Below are 14,701 nucleotides of genomic sequence, written 5' to 3'. Positions count from 1 at the left end.
CGGTCCTGCTAGACCGGGAGGTGGGGCGCATCGGCGCCTCTTCGGGGGGTGAGCGGTGATGAGCAGCAACACGGGCGCGAACGCGGGGTGGGGCGGCACCTACTTCCTGGCGATCGTCGGGTCGGCGGTGTGGTTCTGGCAGCAGGCGGACGGCTTCTGGGAGCACGTCGGCGCGCTGCTGCAGGCGCTGGTGTGGCCCGCGTTCCTGATCTACGACGTGTTCGAGGCGCTGAACGCGTAGCCTCGCGGGTGCCGGGTCGGGGCCTGGGGGCGGTGGCTCCGTGCCCGCTGGGTGCGCGTCAGTCGCCTCGCTGTCGTGTCCCCGCGTCCGCGCGTGCTCGGGCGGGGTGATGTCCACAGGCCGTGTCGGGGTGGAAACTGTCCACATACCTGGGGTGATGGTTTCTGGGCGTTGTCTGACCCTCGTGGTGGACTTGTCGCATGGAGTTCTCGGTGCTGGATGTCGCGAAGGGCTTGGTGCCGCTCAAGCCCTTCGAGCAGCGCGACCTGCGCACCCTGTCCGAGGACGAGCTCGCGACCGCGTTGGAGGTCGCGGGCAAGCTGGCGCGGCTCGCGGACGTGCCGGGGGTGATGCTCGCGGCCGAGGCGGAGCGGCGCTCCAAGGACAAGCCCGGTGGCGGGATGGCGCGCAGGCGCGGTCACCGCAACGCCAACGGGATGGTCGCGAAGAAGCGGGGCGGGTCGGCCGGGCAGGCACGTGATGCGATCGTCACGGGCCGGCTGTTCGACAACGGCGACGACGACGGTGACGATGCGGGCGGTGCGGGTGGCGCGGGCGCCGGCGGTGGTGGCGGTGCCGGCGGTGGTGGCGCGAGCAGCAGCGGCGGCGCCGGGGATGGTGCCGGTGCACGCGGGAGCGGTGAGACGCCGAGGTTCGGGCATGTGGCGGCCGCGGTGAGGGCGGGCGACCTGTCGGCGGCGCAGGCGGCGCTGGTGATCGACACCCTCGAGGCCCTCGAGGGTGCGGGCGAGGACGTCGAGAAGGCGCTGGTCGCGAAGGCGTTGAAGCTGTCGTTGGCGGATCTGCGCAAGGCATGCCTGGAGCTGCGGGCCCGGTGGGACCAGGGCCGGTGGGAGGAGCGGGAGAAGCGCCAGCGCGCCGAACGCTACCTGTCCCTCACGGAAGGCGCCGACGGGATGGTGCGGATCTCGGGCCTGCTGGATCCGGCATCGGCGGCACCGCTCAAGACGTGGTGCGACGCACAGGTCAAGGACGCGTTCCGCAAGCGCCGCGACGAAGGATTGGGGGCGGCCCCTCCGGGGGAGGCGGGCCGGATCCGCGTGGACGCGCTGGTAGACCTCGCCCGTCACGGGATGCGCTGCGACCAGCCCGGCTCGGGGGTGTCGACCGAGGTCGTGATCCGCATCGACTACGACGCCCTCACCACCGGGGTGGGGCTCGGATCGTGCGACGCTGTCTCGACACCGCTGTCAGCCGGGCAGATGCGACGCATGATGGTCGACGCGCGGATGCTCCCCATCGTCCTCGGTGGCGGCTCCCAGGTCCTCGACGTGGGCTACGCCCGCCGATACTTCACCCCCGCCCAACGCCACGCGCTCGCCGAGAGGGACGGTGGATGCGCGTTCTGCCATGCCCCGGTGGCATGGTGCGACGCCCACCATATCGCCTGGTGGAAGCTGGACTCCGGCCCCACCGACCTGTCCAACGGGGTCCTCCTGTGCACACGCTGCCACCATCGGATCCACGACGACGGCTGGCAGGTCAAGGCCACCGCCACCGAGGTGTGGTTCATCCCGCCCGTCACGGTCGACCCCCTCCAACGACCCCGCCAAGGCGGCAAGGCAGCACTACGAATCGACATCACCGACATCCGCCCCACCGACCGCTCCGACCACCGCGACGACACCGGCACCACCGACCCACCCAGATGACCCCGCCCCGACGGCGCCCACCCCCACGGGAGGCGCCGCACCGGCATGCCCGGGTGGCCTCGCTCCAAGCTCGACGGGAAGAGCGGCGACGGCAGCTGAACCGGTGAAGCCAGCCGTGAGTCAGCCCTCGGCCGCCACCAGCGCCACGGCGTCAGGCGCGAGCACCAGGCCCTCCTCCGTGGCCTCCACGGACCCGAAGGTTGCGAGGGCCTCGGAAGGTGCCGCTACCAGCATCGGGGAGTCGGAGAGGTTGGCGTGCACCAGCACCGGCCCATGCATCGTCAGCTGGCGCGGGGCCTGCTCCGAGGCGCCAGCGGGGTACGCGGCCCAGGCCTCGGCCGAGAGGGTGAGCGCCCGCGCCGACATGACGGCGGCCACCCACTCCTCGATGAGCCGATGCGACGCGGACGCCGCCGACACCCCCGACCCGAGCTTCGAGCGGAGGAACGTCTGCCGGTCCTGGGGGTCGGGCACCTGGATCGCGCCGCCGTACAGCTCCTCCCAGCCGTGGCCCGCGAACTCGCTCATGCGCCCCTCGGACACGGCCGAGCCCAGCGGCTCGTCGTGGTCCGTGAAGAACATGAAGGGTCGTGTCTCCCCGTACTCCTCGCCCATGAACAGCATCGGGGTGAAGGGGGAGAGCAGCACGAGCGCGAGCGAGGCCGCCTGTGCGCCGGCCGACAGCCGCGAGCCCGGCCGGTCCCCGAGCGCGCGGTTGCCCACCTGGTCGTGGTTCGAGGCGAACACGACGAACCTGCGCCGGTCGGTGGACGCGGGCACCGGGGCGCCCCAGTCCTCGCCGCGGAAGGTCGAGTAGCCCCCGTCGTGGAGGAACACCTCGCGGTAGACCTTGTCGAGCACCTCGATCGACCCGAAGTCGCAGTAGTAGCCGTGACGCTCGCCCGTGAGGTACGCGTGCAGCGCATGGTGGACGTCGTCGGCCCACTGGGCCGTCATGCCGAGCCCGCCCTCCGAGGAGGGCGTCACCATGGCCACGTCGTTGAGGTCGGACTCCGCGGTGAGCGACAGCGGCCGCCCGAGCCGGGCCGCGAGCGCCGCGGTCTCGTCGGCCAGCTCGGCGAGGATGTGGCGCTCCGAGTCGTCCACCAGAGCGTGCACCGCGTCCAGGCGGAGGGCGTCCACGTGGAAGTCCGCGAACCAGCGCAGCGCGTTGTCGACGATGAAGCGACGCATGCCCTCCGCGGACGGCTGGTCGAGGTTCACCGCCCAGCCCCACGGGGTCTCGTGCGCGTCCGTGAAGTACGGCCCGTACTGCGCGAGGTAGTTCCCGTCGGGACCCAGGTGGTTGTAGACGATGTCCAGGCACACGCCCAGGCCGTGCTGGTGCGCCCGGTCGACGAAGCGCTGCAGGGCGGCGGGGCCGCCGTAGGCCTCATGCACGGAGTACAGCGCGACGCCGTCGTAGCCCCAGCCGCGGTTGCCGGGGAAGGCGGCGAGCGGCATGAGCTCGACCATCTGCACCCCGCGCGCGGCGAGGTCCCGCAGCTGGTGGCCGTCGATCGCGTCGAGCGTGCCGCCGGGGGTGAAGGTGCCCACGTGCAACTCGTAGTGGACCGCGCCGCGGGCGTCCAGGCCCGCCCACGCATCGTCGCCCCATGCGTACGCGGAGGCGTCGAAGGTCCGCGAGGGCCCGTGCACGCCGTGCGGCTGCCACGCGCTGCGGGGGTCGGGGAAGGGTCCGTTGCCGTCCACGACGAACGCGTAGTCGGTCCGCGCGGGCAGCCGCGGGCCCTCCCACCAGCCGTCGGCGGCGGGACGCATCGCGGCGGACACCGGCGCCTCCGCCGGGCCGATCCGGCACTCGACCTTGCTCGCGGCGGGCGCCCAGACCCGCACCGGCGCGTTCACACCCGCTCCAGGAGGGCGACGGGGTGGCTGCGCAGCAGCTGGGCGAGCGGTGCGGGTCCGCCCTCCACCACCTGGCGGCCGATGACGTCGCGCCAGTGCCCCTCGGGCAGCTGGACGGTGTGCTCGGACCAGCCGCCGAGCCGCTCGAGCTCGAGCCCCGCGCGGGTCACGACCGTGATGGCGACGGGCTCGTCGCTCACGGTGCGCGCGAAGACCACCGCATGACCCGAGGACGATGCGAGGGGCACGTAGCCGGAGTCGGCGCCGATGAAGGCCTCCGGGTGGTCGCGGCGGATCCGCAGGGCCGCCATGGTGACGAGCATCTTCTCCTCGGCGAGCCCGCGCGGCTTCGCGCGGCGGCTGAGCCGGCGCAGGGTCTCGCCGCGCAGGTCGAAGTCGACCGGACGGCGGTTGTCGGGGTCGACGAGGCTCGGCGCGAGCAGCTCGGTGCCCTGGTAGACGTCGGGGACGCCGGGGATGGTGAGCTGGAGCAGCTTCTGGCCGAGGATCGACGCGCGCACGCCGGTCGCGGTGAGCCGGTGCCAGCCGTCGACCGCCTCGCGCACCGCGGGGTCCCCGTGGGTGGTCTGCGCGAACCACAGCACCTGCGACTCGTAGGTCTCGTTGACCGACGTCCACGTGGTGTGCGACTTGGCCTCGCGCATCGCCTTGACGAGGTAGCCCTCGAGACGGTCCCACTCCATGAGCCCGTCCTCGTCCGAGGTGCCCACCAGGGTCTGCCACCAGAGGTTCTCGGTGCGGCCGTCCAGCTCCGCGGGCCGCAGCTCCTCGGTGATGGTGCGCAGGTGCTGGACCAGCTCGTCCCACTGGTCCGCCGCCTCGGACAGCACGCCGAGGCGCGCCCGCACGTCCTCCGAGCGCTTGGTGTCGTGGGTCGACAGGCACGTCATCGCGTGCGGGAAGATCTGCTGCTGCTCGTGCGCCCACGCGTGGAAGGCCGCCGGCGGCATCGCGAAGCGGCCCGCGGGGGAGCCGACCTCGCACAGCGGCAGCAGGTGCGTCCACCGGTAGTACGCGGTGTCCTCGACGCCCTTCGCCATGACCGCGCCGCAGGCCTGCTGGAAGCGGGTGATGAGCTCGTTGCGCTTCGCGTCCGTGGTGCGGCCGGCGGAGCCCACCTCGGCGCCCTTGAGCAGGTCCACCACGACGTCGAGGGTCTCGTACCGCTCGGGGTCCAGCACGCGGCGGGCGCGCTCGGCGGCATGGTCGATGACCTCGGCCGAGGCGGGGCGCGCCTTCTCGCCCGCGATGACGTACGCGCGGTAGCGGTCGAAGGTGACGAGGAGCGTGCGCAGGCAGTCGTAGAGCGAGCGCCACGTGTGGTCGCGCAGGCGCACATCGGTGGTGCAGACGTTGTGCGCGATCGTGGCGAGGCGGTGCACCTCGCTCGACAGCGACTCGCGGACGATCTCCCACTTGGCCGCGTCGATCATGTCGGGCAGCTCGCCCATCGCGTCTCCGGCGACCCGGTGGAGCGTGCCCGCAAGGGGGGCGGCGCCCGAGGGGTCGCGGAGCAGTGCGCCCACGCGCCACGATGCGTCGTAGCCGGTGGTGCCCGCGCAGCGCCACGTGGTGGGGAGGCGCTCCTCGTCCTCGAGGATCTTCTCCACGACGATCCAGGCGCCGTCGGTCGCCTCGGACAGGCGCGCGATGTAGCCCTCGGGGTCCGCGAGGCCGTCCGGGTGGTCGATGCGCAGGCCCTGCAGGGTGCCGTCGTTGACGAGGGCGACGATGCGCTCGTGCGTCGCGTCGAAGACGTCCTGGTCCTCGACGCGCACGGCCACGAGCGAGCCGACGTCGAAGAAGCGCCGGTAGTTGAGCTCCTCGTTGGCCACGCGCCAGTACGCGAGCCGATAGTGCTGCTCCTCGACGAGCGACGCGAGCGGCAGGTGCTCGGTGCCCGCGCGGATGGGGAACACGTGGTCCCAGTAGCGGAGCACCGGGACCTCGCCGCGGTCCTCGTGGCCCGGAACGACCATGTGCTCGACGGACAGCTCACCGGCGGACAGCACGGTGCCGATGCGCTGGCCCAGCACCGGCATGAGCACCGGCTCGCCGGACTCCCAGTCGACGTCGAACCAGTGCGCGAACGGGGACTCGAGGCCGTGCTCCAGCACCGACCACAGCGCCTTGTTGTGGAAGGCCGGGGTGGGCACCGCCATGTGGTTCGGCACCACGTCGGCCACGAGCCCGATGCCGCGCTCGCCGGCCTGCCACGAGAGGTTGCGCAGCCCCTGCTCGCCGCCGAGCACCTCGGCGATCCGCGAGTGGTCCACCACGTCGTAGAAGTGCGTGGACCCGGGCGCCGCGGTGAGGATGGGGGAGAGGTACAGGTGGGACACGCCCAGCGATGCGAAGTAGTCGAGGCGTGCCGCCGCGTCCGCGAAGGTGAAGTCCTCGCTCAGCTGCAGCCGGTACGTCGACACGGGTACCTGCGCGTCGGCGCGGTGACCCTGCCTCCTCGTGCTCCTCGATCGTTCGTGCGTGACGTCTGTCGTCATAGAGAGAACCAGCCTCCTCAGGGTGTGACCATCATGACAGACGCACCCCGCGGAGGCTGGTATTCCCTTGGGAGGGCTTTTACTTGACCCTGACCTCGATCTCGACGGGGATGTTGCCGCGCGTCGCGTTCGAGTAGGGGCACATCTCCTCGGCCTTGGAGGCCACCCGCTCCGCGGTCTCCTGGTCGATCCCGGCGGCGGTCACGGTGAGTCGCACGCCCAGCCCGAAGCGGTTGAGCGCGACGGGGCCGATGCCCACGCGGGCCGTCACCTCGGAGGCGGGCAGCTTCACCTTGAGCAGCTTCGCCGCCCCCTGGAACGCCGAGTTGAAGCACGCCGCGAAGCCGGACGCGAAGAGCTGCTCGGGGTTGGTCTTCTTGGGCTTGGTGATCGGGTTGGGGATGACGAGGTCGAGGTCGAGCAGGCCGTCGCTCGTGGTCACATGCCCGTTGCGGCCGTCGCCGGTCGCGTGCGCCTCCGCGGTGTAGAAGGCCTTCGGGTGCTTGGGGGTGCGGGCGTGCGCGGCGCCCTCGCCGGGCGTGATGTCGAGGTCGGCGTCGGCGGCCACGGTGTCGGTCTGCTCGGTCATGCGGTCCTCCAGGGTTCGGTGCTGAGGTTGTAGAGTTACTAGTACGTCTACATGAAGCCGAACGCAAGTCGGGGCAGGATGGATTCCCGAGGAGGGAGGATTTCTCCATGACCGTCACCTCGGAGCGTCCGCGCCCGGCCCGCGGCCCGGGCGTGCGCGACGCGATCCTCGACGTCGCCGCCGCGCAGTTCGCCGAGCACGGCATCCGCGCCGTCAGCGCGGACCGCATCCTGGCGGAGGCCGGGTTCTCGAAGGTCACCTTCTACCGGCACTTCCCGACGAAGGACGATGCGGTGGTCGCGTACCTCGAGCGTGAGCTCGCGCGGGTGCGGGCCGTGGTGGAGGGCTCCGCGGTCGAGGAGGTCGACCGCGACGCTCTCGCGGCCGCGCTCACCGAGGAGATGTGCCGGCCGCACTTCCGCGGCTGCCCGTTCATCAACGCGGCCGCGGAGTACCCGGATCCCGGGCATCCCGTGAGGAGGGTCGTGGCGCAGTTCCGCGCGCTCATGGTCGAGGCGATCGACGCGTGGCTCGAGCGGCGCGGCGTCGCCGAACGTGCCGCGCTCGCCGAGCAGATCATGATGCTGCGCGACGGGGCGCTCGTGGCCGGCTACCTCGACCACGACCCTGACGGCGTCGCCCGCGCGCTCGCCGACGCCATCGGGGCCCTGGTGCGCGAGGCGTCGTGACCGACGCCTGGGCGGTCCGCGACTGGCGCATCCGCGTCGCGGACCTCTACGCCGAGGTGCGCGCCGAGCCCGACCCCGAGGTCGCCCACCGCATCTGGGTGCACGGGCGCGCCGCCCTGCTGCGCGGGCACCCGGCGACCCCGGTGCCCGGGCGCGCCCGCGCATCGTTCACCCCGGACGTGGCGCCGTACGACCCGGACCTGCGCTTCGTGGTCCCGGTCGAGGACGCGGACCCGGAGCGCCGCGAGGTGCCTACGCCGACCGACGGGGTGGTGCCGTTCGCGCGCGTGGGTCGCGTCGAGCTGCCCGGGGTCGGCGGTCTCGACGTGTGGTGGCTCGACAGCTACGGCGGCGGCATCTTCGTGCCGCTCAAGGACGCGTCGCCGCGCACGTATGGCGGCGGGCGGTACGTGCTCGACACCGTGAAGGGCGCGGACCTCGGGGGCGCCCGCGAGGCGCTCGTGGTCGACCTCAACTTCGCCTATCAGCCCTCGTGCGCGTACTCCTCGGAGTGGGTGTGCCCGCTTCCGGGGCCCGGCAACACGCTCGCCGTGCCCGTGGAGGCGGGGGAGAGGTACGTGCCTGTCGACGGCTAGGTCTGGGGCTGGTCGGCGGCGGGGTCCGCCGCATCGTCCGTCCGATGGGCCGCGGACATCCGCAGCAGCTCGACGACCGTCTTCGGGTGGTAGGCGGAGAGCCGGTCCGCGACGAGGCTCATCACGGCGCCGGTGCCGGTGTCGGTGAGCCGCAGCACGATGTCGGTGAGCCGGCCCTTGACCTCGACCTCGAGGGCGTGGCGCGCGAAGGTGCCCATGAGGTAGGCGCGCTCGGGGTGCGCCGCGAAGAACCCGTGGGGCAGGCCCAGGATGTGGACCTGCGTGGGGGTGACGGCGAGGCACACGTGCGGGGGCAGCTCGGCGTGGTGCTCCGCGAGGTCCTCGCCCAGGTGCGCGCCGGCGGCGACCGTCTCCGGGGCGCCCTCGTCGTCGTGGGCGACGTGGCTGTCGGCGCGGGTGTTCCAGATGGGATCGTCGAGCGCGGTCTCAGGCATGAACTCCGCGACGTCCAGGATCGAGTCGTCGCCCGTGGCCGTCCGCGCCGCCTCCTTGAGCCGGTCCTCGCGTGTCATGGTGCGCCTCCTCCCGGCGCCGCGGCGTCGACGCCCTCCCTGCCACCGTACGCGCAGGTCAGGGGCGTGTGCAGGGCCGCGCGGCGCGCGGGGAGGCATCGGCGGGGCGGGACCTCCGGCCCTGCTTGAGGCCCCAGAAGCCTGAAACGATTCACGCATCGGGTCCGTGTCTCCTGCGACGACCGCCGCACGCGGGCTCAGGAAATGGAGGTGCGACGTGGCACATCGGATGATCTGGAACCAGACGGCCTACTTCGGCGCGGGCGCGATCGACGTGATCCCCGGCGAGCTCGAGTCGCGCGGCTTCACCAAGGCCTTCGTGGTCTCGGACAAGGTGCTCATCGAGACCGGCGTGACCGCGAAGGTGACCGCGCTGCTCGACGCCGCGGGCTTCCCCTACGAGGTGTACTCCGACGTGCTGCCGAACCCGCCCATCGAGAACGTGCAGGCCGGCGTGGAGGCGTTCAAGGCGGCGGGAGCGGACGTGCTCATCGCGGTCGGCGGCGGCTCGCCGCAGGACACGTGCAAGGCGATCGGCATCATCATCGCGAACCCCGAGTTCGGCGACGTGCGCTCGCTCGAGGGTGTGGCGCCCACGAAGAACCCGTCCGTGCCGATCATCGCGGTCCCCACCACCGCGGGCACCGCCTCGGAGACCACGATCAACTACGTCATCACGGACGTCGAGCGCAACCGCAAGTTCGTGTGCGTGGACCCGCACGACATCCCGATCCTCGCGGTCGTGGACGCCGACATGATGGCCACCGCGCCGCGCGCGCTCAAGGTCGCCACCGGCCTCGACGCGCTCACGCACGCCATCGAGGGCTACACGACCAAGGGTGCGTGGGAGCTGTCCGACCTGTTCCACCTCAAGGCGATCCAGGTGATCGCCGCGTCGCTGCGCGCGGCCGCCGACGGGGACGCGGACGCGATGGAGCGCATGGCGCTCGCCCAGTACATCGCGGGCATGGGCTACTCCAACGTGGGCCTCGGCATCGTGCACGCGATGGCGCACCCCCTCGGCGCCTTCTACGCGGCCCCGCACGGCGTCGCCAACGGCATCCTGCTCGCCCCGGTGATGGCGTTCAACGCGCCCGAGACGGGGGAGAAGTACCGCGACATCGCCGCGGCCTTCGGCGTCGAGAACGCCTACGGCATGCCCCTCGAGGACGCCCGTGAGGCCGCTGTCGACGCCGTCGCGCAGCTCACCCGCGACCTGGGCAACCCGCTCACGATCGACGAGATCGGCGCCAAGTCGGAGGACATCCCGGCGCTGGCGCAGGCCGCGTTCGACGACGTCTGCGCGGGCGGCAACCCCCGCGAGACCACGGTCGCGCAGTTCGAGACGCTGTACCGCTCGCTGCTCGGCGTCACGGTCGGCTGACCGGGGACGATGCAAGGAGGGCCGTCGGCGCGAGCCGGCGGCCCTCCGCGGCGTCCGGCACGTCAGTCGCTGCTCGTGGCCCCGCCGTCGCGCGGGTGGAAGGGCCGGCGCCGCACCATCCGGGCGTTGAGGAACGCGAGCAGGATGCTCACGCCCACGAAGAGGTAGGCCACGGTGAAGAGCTTCGCGCCGTCGGACGTGGGCGTGAGGTCGCCGAAGCCGACCGTGGTGAGCGCGACCGTGCTGAAGTAGAGGGAGTCGACCCAGCTCCAGCCCTCCAGCTGGTGGTAGACGACGGTCCCGACGGCGAGGAGGCCCACCGCGCCGATCCCCAGGCGGCGGTAGGTCGCGGAGTCCTTGTACCGGATCTCAGGCTGGTCGAGCGGGTCTGACAAGATTCCTCCTCCTGCGCGCGGGCTGAGCGGGCGCGACGATGCGCCTTTCGCCATCGTAGGAAGCGGAGCTCCGCGAGCGGTGCTCCCCACGCCCTGCTACACGCCCTCCTCGGCATCGAGGCGGCCTGATCTGACCGCGGCGACGAGCGCCGTGTGGTCCCGCTCGGCGACGTCCGCGTAGCGCCGGGACCAGGCGGCGATCGACTCGTCGAAGGTCGTGCCGTCGGCGAGGTAGCCCCGGATGATGCCGGCGCCGGGGCTCTGCGCATGCGCGCGAGCCAGCAGTGCGCCGCAGACGGCGGCGTAGTCCGCGAGCGTCGCTGCGGTGAGCGACTCGAGGTCGATCGCGCCCTTCATGTCCCGGAACCGCCGGATGTAGTAGTCGCGGCCCTCGTGCGCGAACCAGCCGAGGAAGCGGTCGGAGACCGCCTGCATGATGCGTTGCCCGGTCACGACCCGCCAGCCCTCGCGCCCCGGGCCGACCGGGGGCTGGGGCTCGCGCCCCGGGCGCCCGAGGGGCATGCCGCCCTGGCTCACGAGCACCGACGGGCGTGCCTCCTTCGCCTGCAGGAAGAGGGGCTCGCCCGACGGTCCGACGAGCAGGGCGATGTGCGCGCGCAGCCCCACCGAGCCGACGCCGACCGCACGGAACGCGCCGTCGACCACCGTGAACTGCTCGAGCAGCGTGACCACGTCGGGCGCGGCGGTGTCGCGGTACACCTTCAAGAGCCGCAGCGTCGACTCGGGGGTGATGAGCCCGAGGTGCCGCAGGATGGGCGGATCGTCGACGATGCGCAGGTCGCCGCCCGAGCCCTCGGTCGTGATCGACCGCAGCACCCGGGTCGAGGTGCGCTTGCGCGCCTTCCTCTCCGCCGCCCGCATGAGGCGGCGCGCGGCGGAGCCCCGCGTCGACTCCTCGACCCGGTCCGCCTCCACCCGGTAGTAGAAGCGTTCGAGCGCGGTCATCGCGAACAGCTTCTCGAGCCCGACGCGGTACGCGCGCACTGCCTCGGACACCGCCTCGGCGCAGGCCTTCTCGGAGGCGCCGATGTCGCGGCCCGCCAGCACGATGCTCGCGCCGAGCCGCTTGACGTCCCACTCCCACGGGGCGACGTCGACCTCGTCGAAGTCGTTGAGGTCGAACATCAGCCGGCGCTCGGGCGACGCGTACAGCCCGAAGTTCGCGAGGTGCGCGTCGCCGCACGCCACGACGCGGACATCCGTGCGCGGGGCGTCGCGCAGGTCGTGGGCCATCTGCGCGGCGGTGCCCCGATAGAACGCGAAAGGCGACTGCATCATGCGCCCGACCCGGATCGGCACCATCTCGGGCATGCGGGTCGCGTTCTGCTCCTCGAGAAGGCCGATGACATCTCGATCGGGCAGCGAGAGGGCGGCATGGCCGCGGCGCTTCAGCGTGCGGCGCAGCGCGCGGCCGCGCGCGAGCTGCTCCTCGAGCCGTGGGCGGGGCGCGCTCGGATCCAGCGCATCGGTCATGCCTCCATCATCGAGCGGCGTGCCGCAGCGCGCGCGGGCTGGAGACGACAGAAGGCCCCCGGGACGAACCGGTGGCCTTCGTGCGTGGTGGGCGATACTGGGATCGAACCAGTGACCTCTTCCGTGTCAGGGAAGCGCGCTACCGCTGCGCCAATCGCCCGTCTTCTCCAGACGGAGCGACCGCCGGCTTCCCCTGGGGGAGACCGGCGGTCCTTGGAGCGGACGACGGGACTCGAACCCGCGACCCTCACCTTGGCAAGGTGATGCTCTACCAACTGAGCCACGTCCGCGTTGCCGGGGCAGAAGCCTCGGACTTCATGAGGATCCCGAAGGAACCTCGTGGTGGGCGATACTGGGATCGAACCAGTGACCTCTTCCGTGTCAGGGAAGCGCGCTACCGCTGCGCCAATCGCCCGAGGTGGAGATGGGATTCGAACCCACGTATACGGCTTTGCAGGCCGCTGCCTCGCCTCTCGGCCACTCCACCGTAGTGCCGCAACCTAGGGCTGCGACGCTCCGAGCGGACGACGGGACTCGAACCCGCGACCCTCACCTTGGCAAGGTGATGCTCTACCAACTGAGCCACGTCCGCATGTCTGGGCTGTTGCCCTGACGAGAGATAGACCTTAGCGGATATCGGCGCGCGAAACCAAATCGGCGAGGCGCTGAGCGTGTCGCCCCGTTCGGCTCCCGTTCGGCCCCTGTTCACCGCCACCGCTAGCGTGGGCGCCATGCAGTGGGAGGACGATCCGCGCCGGTCCGGCAGCGCCGCGTTCCGGGGAGTTCGCGCGTCCCGCCCGGTCGAGCACATCGACCTCGCGCGTGACGGCGCGCGGATCGCGGAAGGCGGCTTCTGGGTCGTCGTGGCGACCTTCGAGGGTCGCCTCGACGCGTGGCGCATGGCCGACGTCGCGAGGGACGATGCGGCGCCCGAGCCCGCGCCCGGGCGCGGGTGGGACGGGCCGTTGCCCGAGACGTGGCGCACGTCCCTCGACCGCGACGCGTACGTCGCCGGCGTCGACGCCATCCGCGACGACATCCGCGACGGCGAGGTGTACCAGGTCAACCTCTGCCGCATGCTCGAGGCCCCCCTGCCGGCGCCCGAGCCGGGCCCCGACGCGGTGGCCCTCGCGCATCGTCTCGCCACGGGCAACCCCGCCCGCTTCGCCTCCCGCATCGTCATCCCGCGCACGGCGGCGTGGCCGGGCGCCTGGGTGGTGTCCGCCTCGCCCGAGCTGTACCTGCGCGTCGACGGCGCCCGCATCGCCTCGAGCCCGATCAAGGGCACGTGCGCGCCGGGGGAGGCCATGCTCCCCAAGGACGAGGCGGAGAACGTGATGATCACCGACCTCATCCGCAACGACGTCTCGCACGTCGCGCTCCCCGGCTCGGTCACCGTGCCCGAGTTCCTGGGGCTGCACGCGCACCCCGGGCTCGTGCATCTGCAGTCCACGGTCGAGGCCCGGCTCGCGCCCGCGTACCACTGGACGCCCGCCCTGTGGCCCGCGCTGCTGGACGGCACCTTCCCGCCGGGTTCCGTGTCGGGCGCGCCCAAGTCGTCGGCGCTGCGCATCATCGCCCGTGAGGAGACGGCGCCCCGCGGCGCGTACTGCGGCGGCATCGGGTGGATCGACGCCGACTCCCGGACCGCCGAGCTCGCGGTGGGCATCCGCACCTTCACATGGTCGCCTGACCAGGGAGGACGCCTCCGGTTCGGCACCGGCGCGGGCATTACGTGGGGGTCTGACCCCTATGGGGAGTGGGAGGAGACCGAGCTCAAGGCGCGTCGGTTGATCGGCCTGGCCTCGGGCACCACAATGACGCCATGACAACGCTGGTGTGGGCTGGGGGGCTCCTGCGTGCCGAGGACGAGCCGATCGTCCGGGCAGGGGACCACGGGTGGACCGTCGGGGACGGCGTCTTCGAGACGATGGAGGTGGTCGGCGGCCGCGCGTTCGCGCTGCGCCGCCACCTCAAGCGGCTGGCGTACTCGGCCGCGCGCATGGGCATGCCGCCGATCGACGAGGACGCCGTGCGCGAGGCGATCGGCGAGGTGCTCGCCGCCGGGACCGGGCTGACGCGCCTGCGCGTCACGGTCTCCTCGGGCCCGGGGCCCATGTCCTCGGCGCGCGGGGGCGGGCCCCACACGATCGTGGTGACCGCCAACGACGGGCCCGCCCTGACCGAGTGCCGCGCGGTGCGCGTGCCGTGGCGCCGCAACGAGCGCTCTCCCATCGCGGGCGTGAAGAGCACCTCGTACGCCGAGAACGTCGTGATGATGGAGTTCGCGCGCTCGCGGGGCGCCGACGAGGCGCTCATGGCCAACACCCACGGCCACCTGTGCGAGGGCACCGCGAGCAACATCCTCATCGAGCGCGGCGACGAGATCGTCACGCCGCCGCTCGCGTCCGGCTGCCTGCCCGGCATCGTCCGGGGCCTCGCGCTCGAATGGGGCTCCGACGCAGCCATCCCCATCCGCGCCGCCGCGCCCGGCGAGCTCGACATGGCCGTGCTCGACGAGGTGATCGCGGGCGACGCCTTCGCCGCCGTCACGTCCTCGACGCGCCGTGTCCAGCCCCTCACGGCGCTCGACGGGGCCCTCGTCGGCAGGGGCCCGCTGCTGGAGCGGCTCGCGCAGGTCTTCGACGATCGGGCCGCGCTCGACGCCGATCCTGCACCGAGGCACTCCAAATAGCCGCTATAGTTGTCGTCGCAC

Annotated in this window: 13 protein-coding genes and 5 tRNA genes; 7 read left to right on the top strand and 11 right to left on the bottom strand. The window is 72.3% G+C overall.

Translation table 11 applies throughout. From position 1 onward, the window contains the following. Positions 1–58 precede the first annotated feature (58 nt). Both QQX09_RS01635 and QQX09_RS01630 read left to right on the top strand, forming a co-directional pair. Positions 59–241, top strand: a complete 183-nt coding sequence (locus QQX09_RS01635) for a hypothetical protein (protein WP_062295482.1) — start codon at positions 59–61, stop codon at positions 239–241. Between the two features lie 200 nt (positions 242–441). Next, positions 442–1,914 carry an HNH endonuclease signature motif containing protein gene (locus tag QQX09_RS01630; RefSeq protein ID WP_301130952.1) on the top strand — a complete coding sequence of 491 codons (1,473 nt, stop codon included), beginning with the start codon at positions 442–444 and terminating at the stop codon, positions 1,912–1,914. Between the two features lie 120 nt (positions 1,915–2,034). Here the strand turns inward: QQX09_RS01630 and treZ are convergent, their stop codons facing one another. The 3 genes from treZ to QQX09_RS01615 form a co-directional block, all read right to left on the bottom strand. After that, positions 2,035–3,783, bottom strand: coding sequence for a malto-oligosyltrehalose trehalohydrolase (gene treZ, locus QQX09_RS01625; protein WP_301130951.1), 1,749 nt, complete (start codon positions 3,781–3,783; stop codon positions 2,035–2,037). Then, positions 3,780–6,230 (bottom strand): malto-oligosyltrehalose synthase, encoded by a 2,451-nt coding sequence (treY, locus tag QQX09_RS01620; RefSeq protein WP_301130950.1) that lies wholly within the window; start codon positions 6,228–6,230, stop codon positions 3,780–3,782. Before treY ends, treZ begins: the two co-directional genes overlap by 4 nt. Positions 6,231–6,384: 154 nt before the next feature. Continuing rightward, the gene (locus QQX09_RS01615) at positions 6,385–6,894 is read right to left on the bottom strand and encodes an organic hydroperoxide resistance protein (RefSeq protein ID WP_301130949.1); all 510 of its coding nucleotides are present in this window, start codon (positions 6,892–6,894) and stop codon (positions 6,385–6,387) included. Positions 6,895–7,001: 107 nt separating this feature from the next. Between QQX09_RS01615 and QQX09_RS01610 the strand changes: the two genes are divergently transcribed. Beyond that, the gene (locus QQX09_RS01610; protein WP_301130948.1) at positions 7,002–7,583 is read left to right on the top strand and encodes a TetR/AcrR family transcriptional regulator; all 582 of its coding nucleotides are present in this window, start codon (positions 7,002–7,004) and stop codon (positions 7,581–7,583) included. Next, positions 7,580–8,179: a DUF1684 domain-containing protein gene (locus QQX09_RS01605; protein WP_301130947.1), complete on the top strand. Its 600-nt coding sequence runs from the start codon at positions 7,580–7,582 to the stop codon at positions 8,177–8,179. The genes QQX09_RS01610 and QQX09_RS01605 overlap by 4 nt, the downstream gene beginning before the upstream one ends. Here the strand turns inward: QQX09_RS01605 and QQX09_RS01600 are convergent. Beyond that, entirely contained in the window at positions 8,176–8,712 is a 537-nt protein-coding gene (locus QQX09_RS01600) for a hypothetical protein (protein WP_301130946.1), read from the bottom strand. The genes QQX09_RS01605 and QQX09_RS01600 overlap by 4 nt on opposite strands. Before the next feature lie 217 nt (positions 8,713–8,929). Between QQX09_RS01600 and fucO the strand changes: the two genes are divergently transcribed. Further along, entirely contained in the window at positions 8,930–10,096 is a 1,167-nt protein-coding gene (gene fucO / locus QQX09_RS01595; RefSeq protein WP_301130945.1) for a lactaldehyde reductase, read from the top strand. Positions 10,097–10,158: 62 nt separating this feature from the next. Here fucO and QQX09_RS01590 read toward each other — a convergent pair whose 3' ends face one another. From QQX09_RS01590 to QQX09_RS01560, 7 genes are all read right to left on the bottom strand, one after another. Further along, a complete protein-coding gene (locus tag QQX09_RS01590) occupies positions 10,159–10,491 on the bottom strand; it encodes a potassium channel family protein (RefSeq protein WP_301130944.1) in 333 nt (110 codons plus the stop codon). A gap of 96 nt (positions 10,492–10,587) precedes the next feature. Further along, positions 10,588–11,985 carry a DUF2252 domain-containing protein gene (locus QQX09_RS01585; protein ID WP_301130943.1) on the bottom strand — a complete coding sequence of 466 codons (1,398 nt, stop codon included), beginning with the start codon at positions 11,983–11,985 and terminating at the stop codon, positions 10,588–10,590. An 85-nt stretch (positions 11,986–12,070) separates the two neighbouring features. Further along, positions 12,071–12,145 (bottom strand) — tRNA-Val (locus QQX09_RS01580). 54 nt (positions 12,146–12,199) lie between these two features. Next, a tRNA-Gly gene (locus QQX09_RS01575) sits at positions 12,200–12,275 on the bottom strand. 50 nt (positions 12,276–12,325) lie between these two features. Then, a tRNA-Val gene (locus QQX09_RS01570) sits at positions 12,326–12,400 on the bottom strand. Position 12,401: 1 nt separating this feature from the next. Beyond that, positions 12,402–12,472 (bottom strand) — tRNA-Cys (locus QQX09_RS01565). Between the two features lie 32 nt (positions 12,473–12,504). Next, positions 12,505–12,577: transfer RNA gene (locus tag QQX09_RS01560), tRNA-Gly, on the bottom strand. Positions 12,578–12,716: 139 nt separating this feature from the next. Here QQX09_RS01560 and QQX09_RS01555 point away from each other — a divergent pair. Together QQX09_RS01555 and QQX09_RS01550 are read left to right on the top strand one after the other, a co-directional pair. Then, positions 12,717–13,814 (top strand): chorismate-binding protein, encoded by a 1,098-nt coding sequence (locus QQX09_RS01555; RefSeq protein WP_301130942.1) that lies wholly within the window; start codon positions 12,717–12,719, stop codon positions 13,812–13,814. After that, complete coding sequence (locus QQX09_RS01550) at positions 13,811–14,680, top strand: aminotransferase class IV (protein ID WP_301130941.1); 870 nt, start codon at positions 13,811–13,813, stop codon at positions 14,678–14,680. The genes QQX09_RS01555 and QQX09_RS01550 overlap by 4 nt, the downstream gene beginning before the upstream one ends. Positions 14,681–14,701: the final 21 nt, after the last annotated feature.

It is taken from the genome of Demequina litoralis, assembly GCF_030418455.1.
Taxonomy (GTDB): domain Bacteria; phylum Actinomycetota; class Actinomycetes; order Actinomycetales; family Demequinaceae; genus Demequina; species Demequina litoralis.
This window is presented reverse-complemented; position numbering and strand designations above follow the sequence as displayed.

Bases quoted from the DNA above. Each gene is read 5' to 3' on its own strand.
- QQX09_RS01555 (WP_301130942.1), top strand. From the start codon at position 12,717: ATGCAGTGGGAGGACGATCCGCGCCGGTCCGGCAGCGCCGCGTTCCGG.
- QQX09_RS01550 (WP_301130941.1), top strand. From the start codon at position 13,811: ATGACAACGCTGGTGTGGGCTGGGGGGCTCCTGCGTGCCGAGGACGAG.
- QQX09_RS01610 (WP_301130948.1), top strand. From the start codon at position 7,002: ATGACCGTCACCTCGGAGCGTCCGCGCCCGGCCCGCGGCCCGGGCGTG.
- QQX09_RS01600 (WP_301130946.1), bottom strand. From the start codon at position 8,712: ATGACACGCGAGGACCGGCTCAAGGAGGCGGCGCGGACGGCCACGGGC.
- QQX09_RS01615 (WP_301130949.1), bottom strand. From the start codon at position 6,894: ATGACCGAGCAGACCGACACCGTGGCCGCCGACGCCGACCTCGACATC.
- QQX09_RS01630 (WP_301130952.1), top strand. From the start codon at position 442: ATGGAGTTCTCGGTGCTGGATGTCGCGAAGGGCTTGGTGCCGCTCAAG.
- QQX09_RS01585 (WP_301130943.1), bottom strand. From the start codon at position 11,985: ATGACCGATGCGCTGGATCCGAGCGCGCCCCGCCCACGGCTCGAGGAG.
- QQX09_RS01635 (WP_062295482.1), top strand. From the start codon at position 59: ATGAGCAGCAACACGGGCGCGAACGCGGGGTGGGGCGGCACCTACTTC.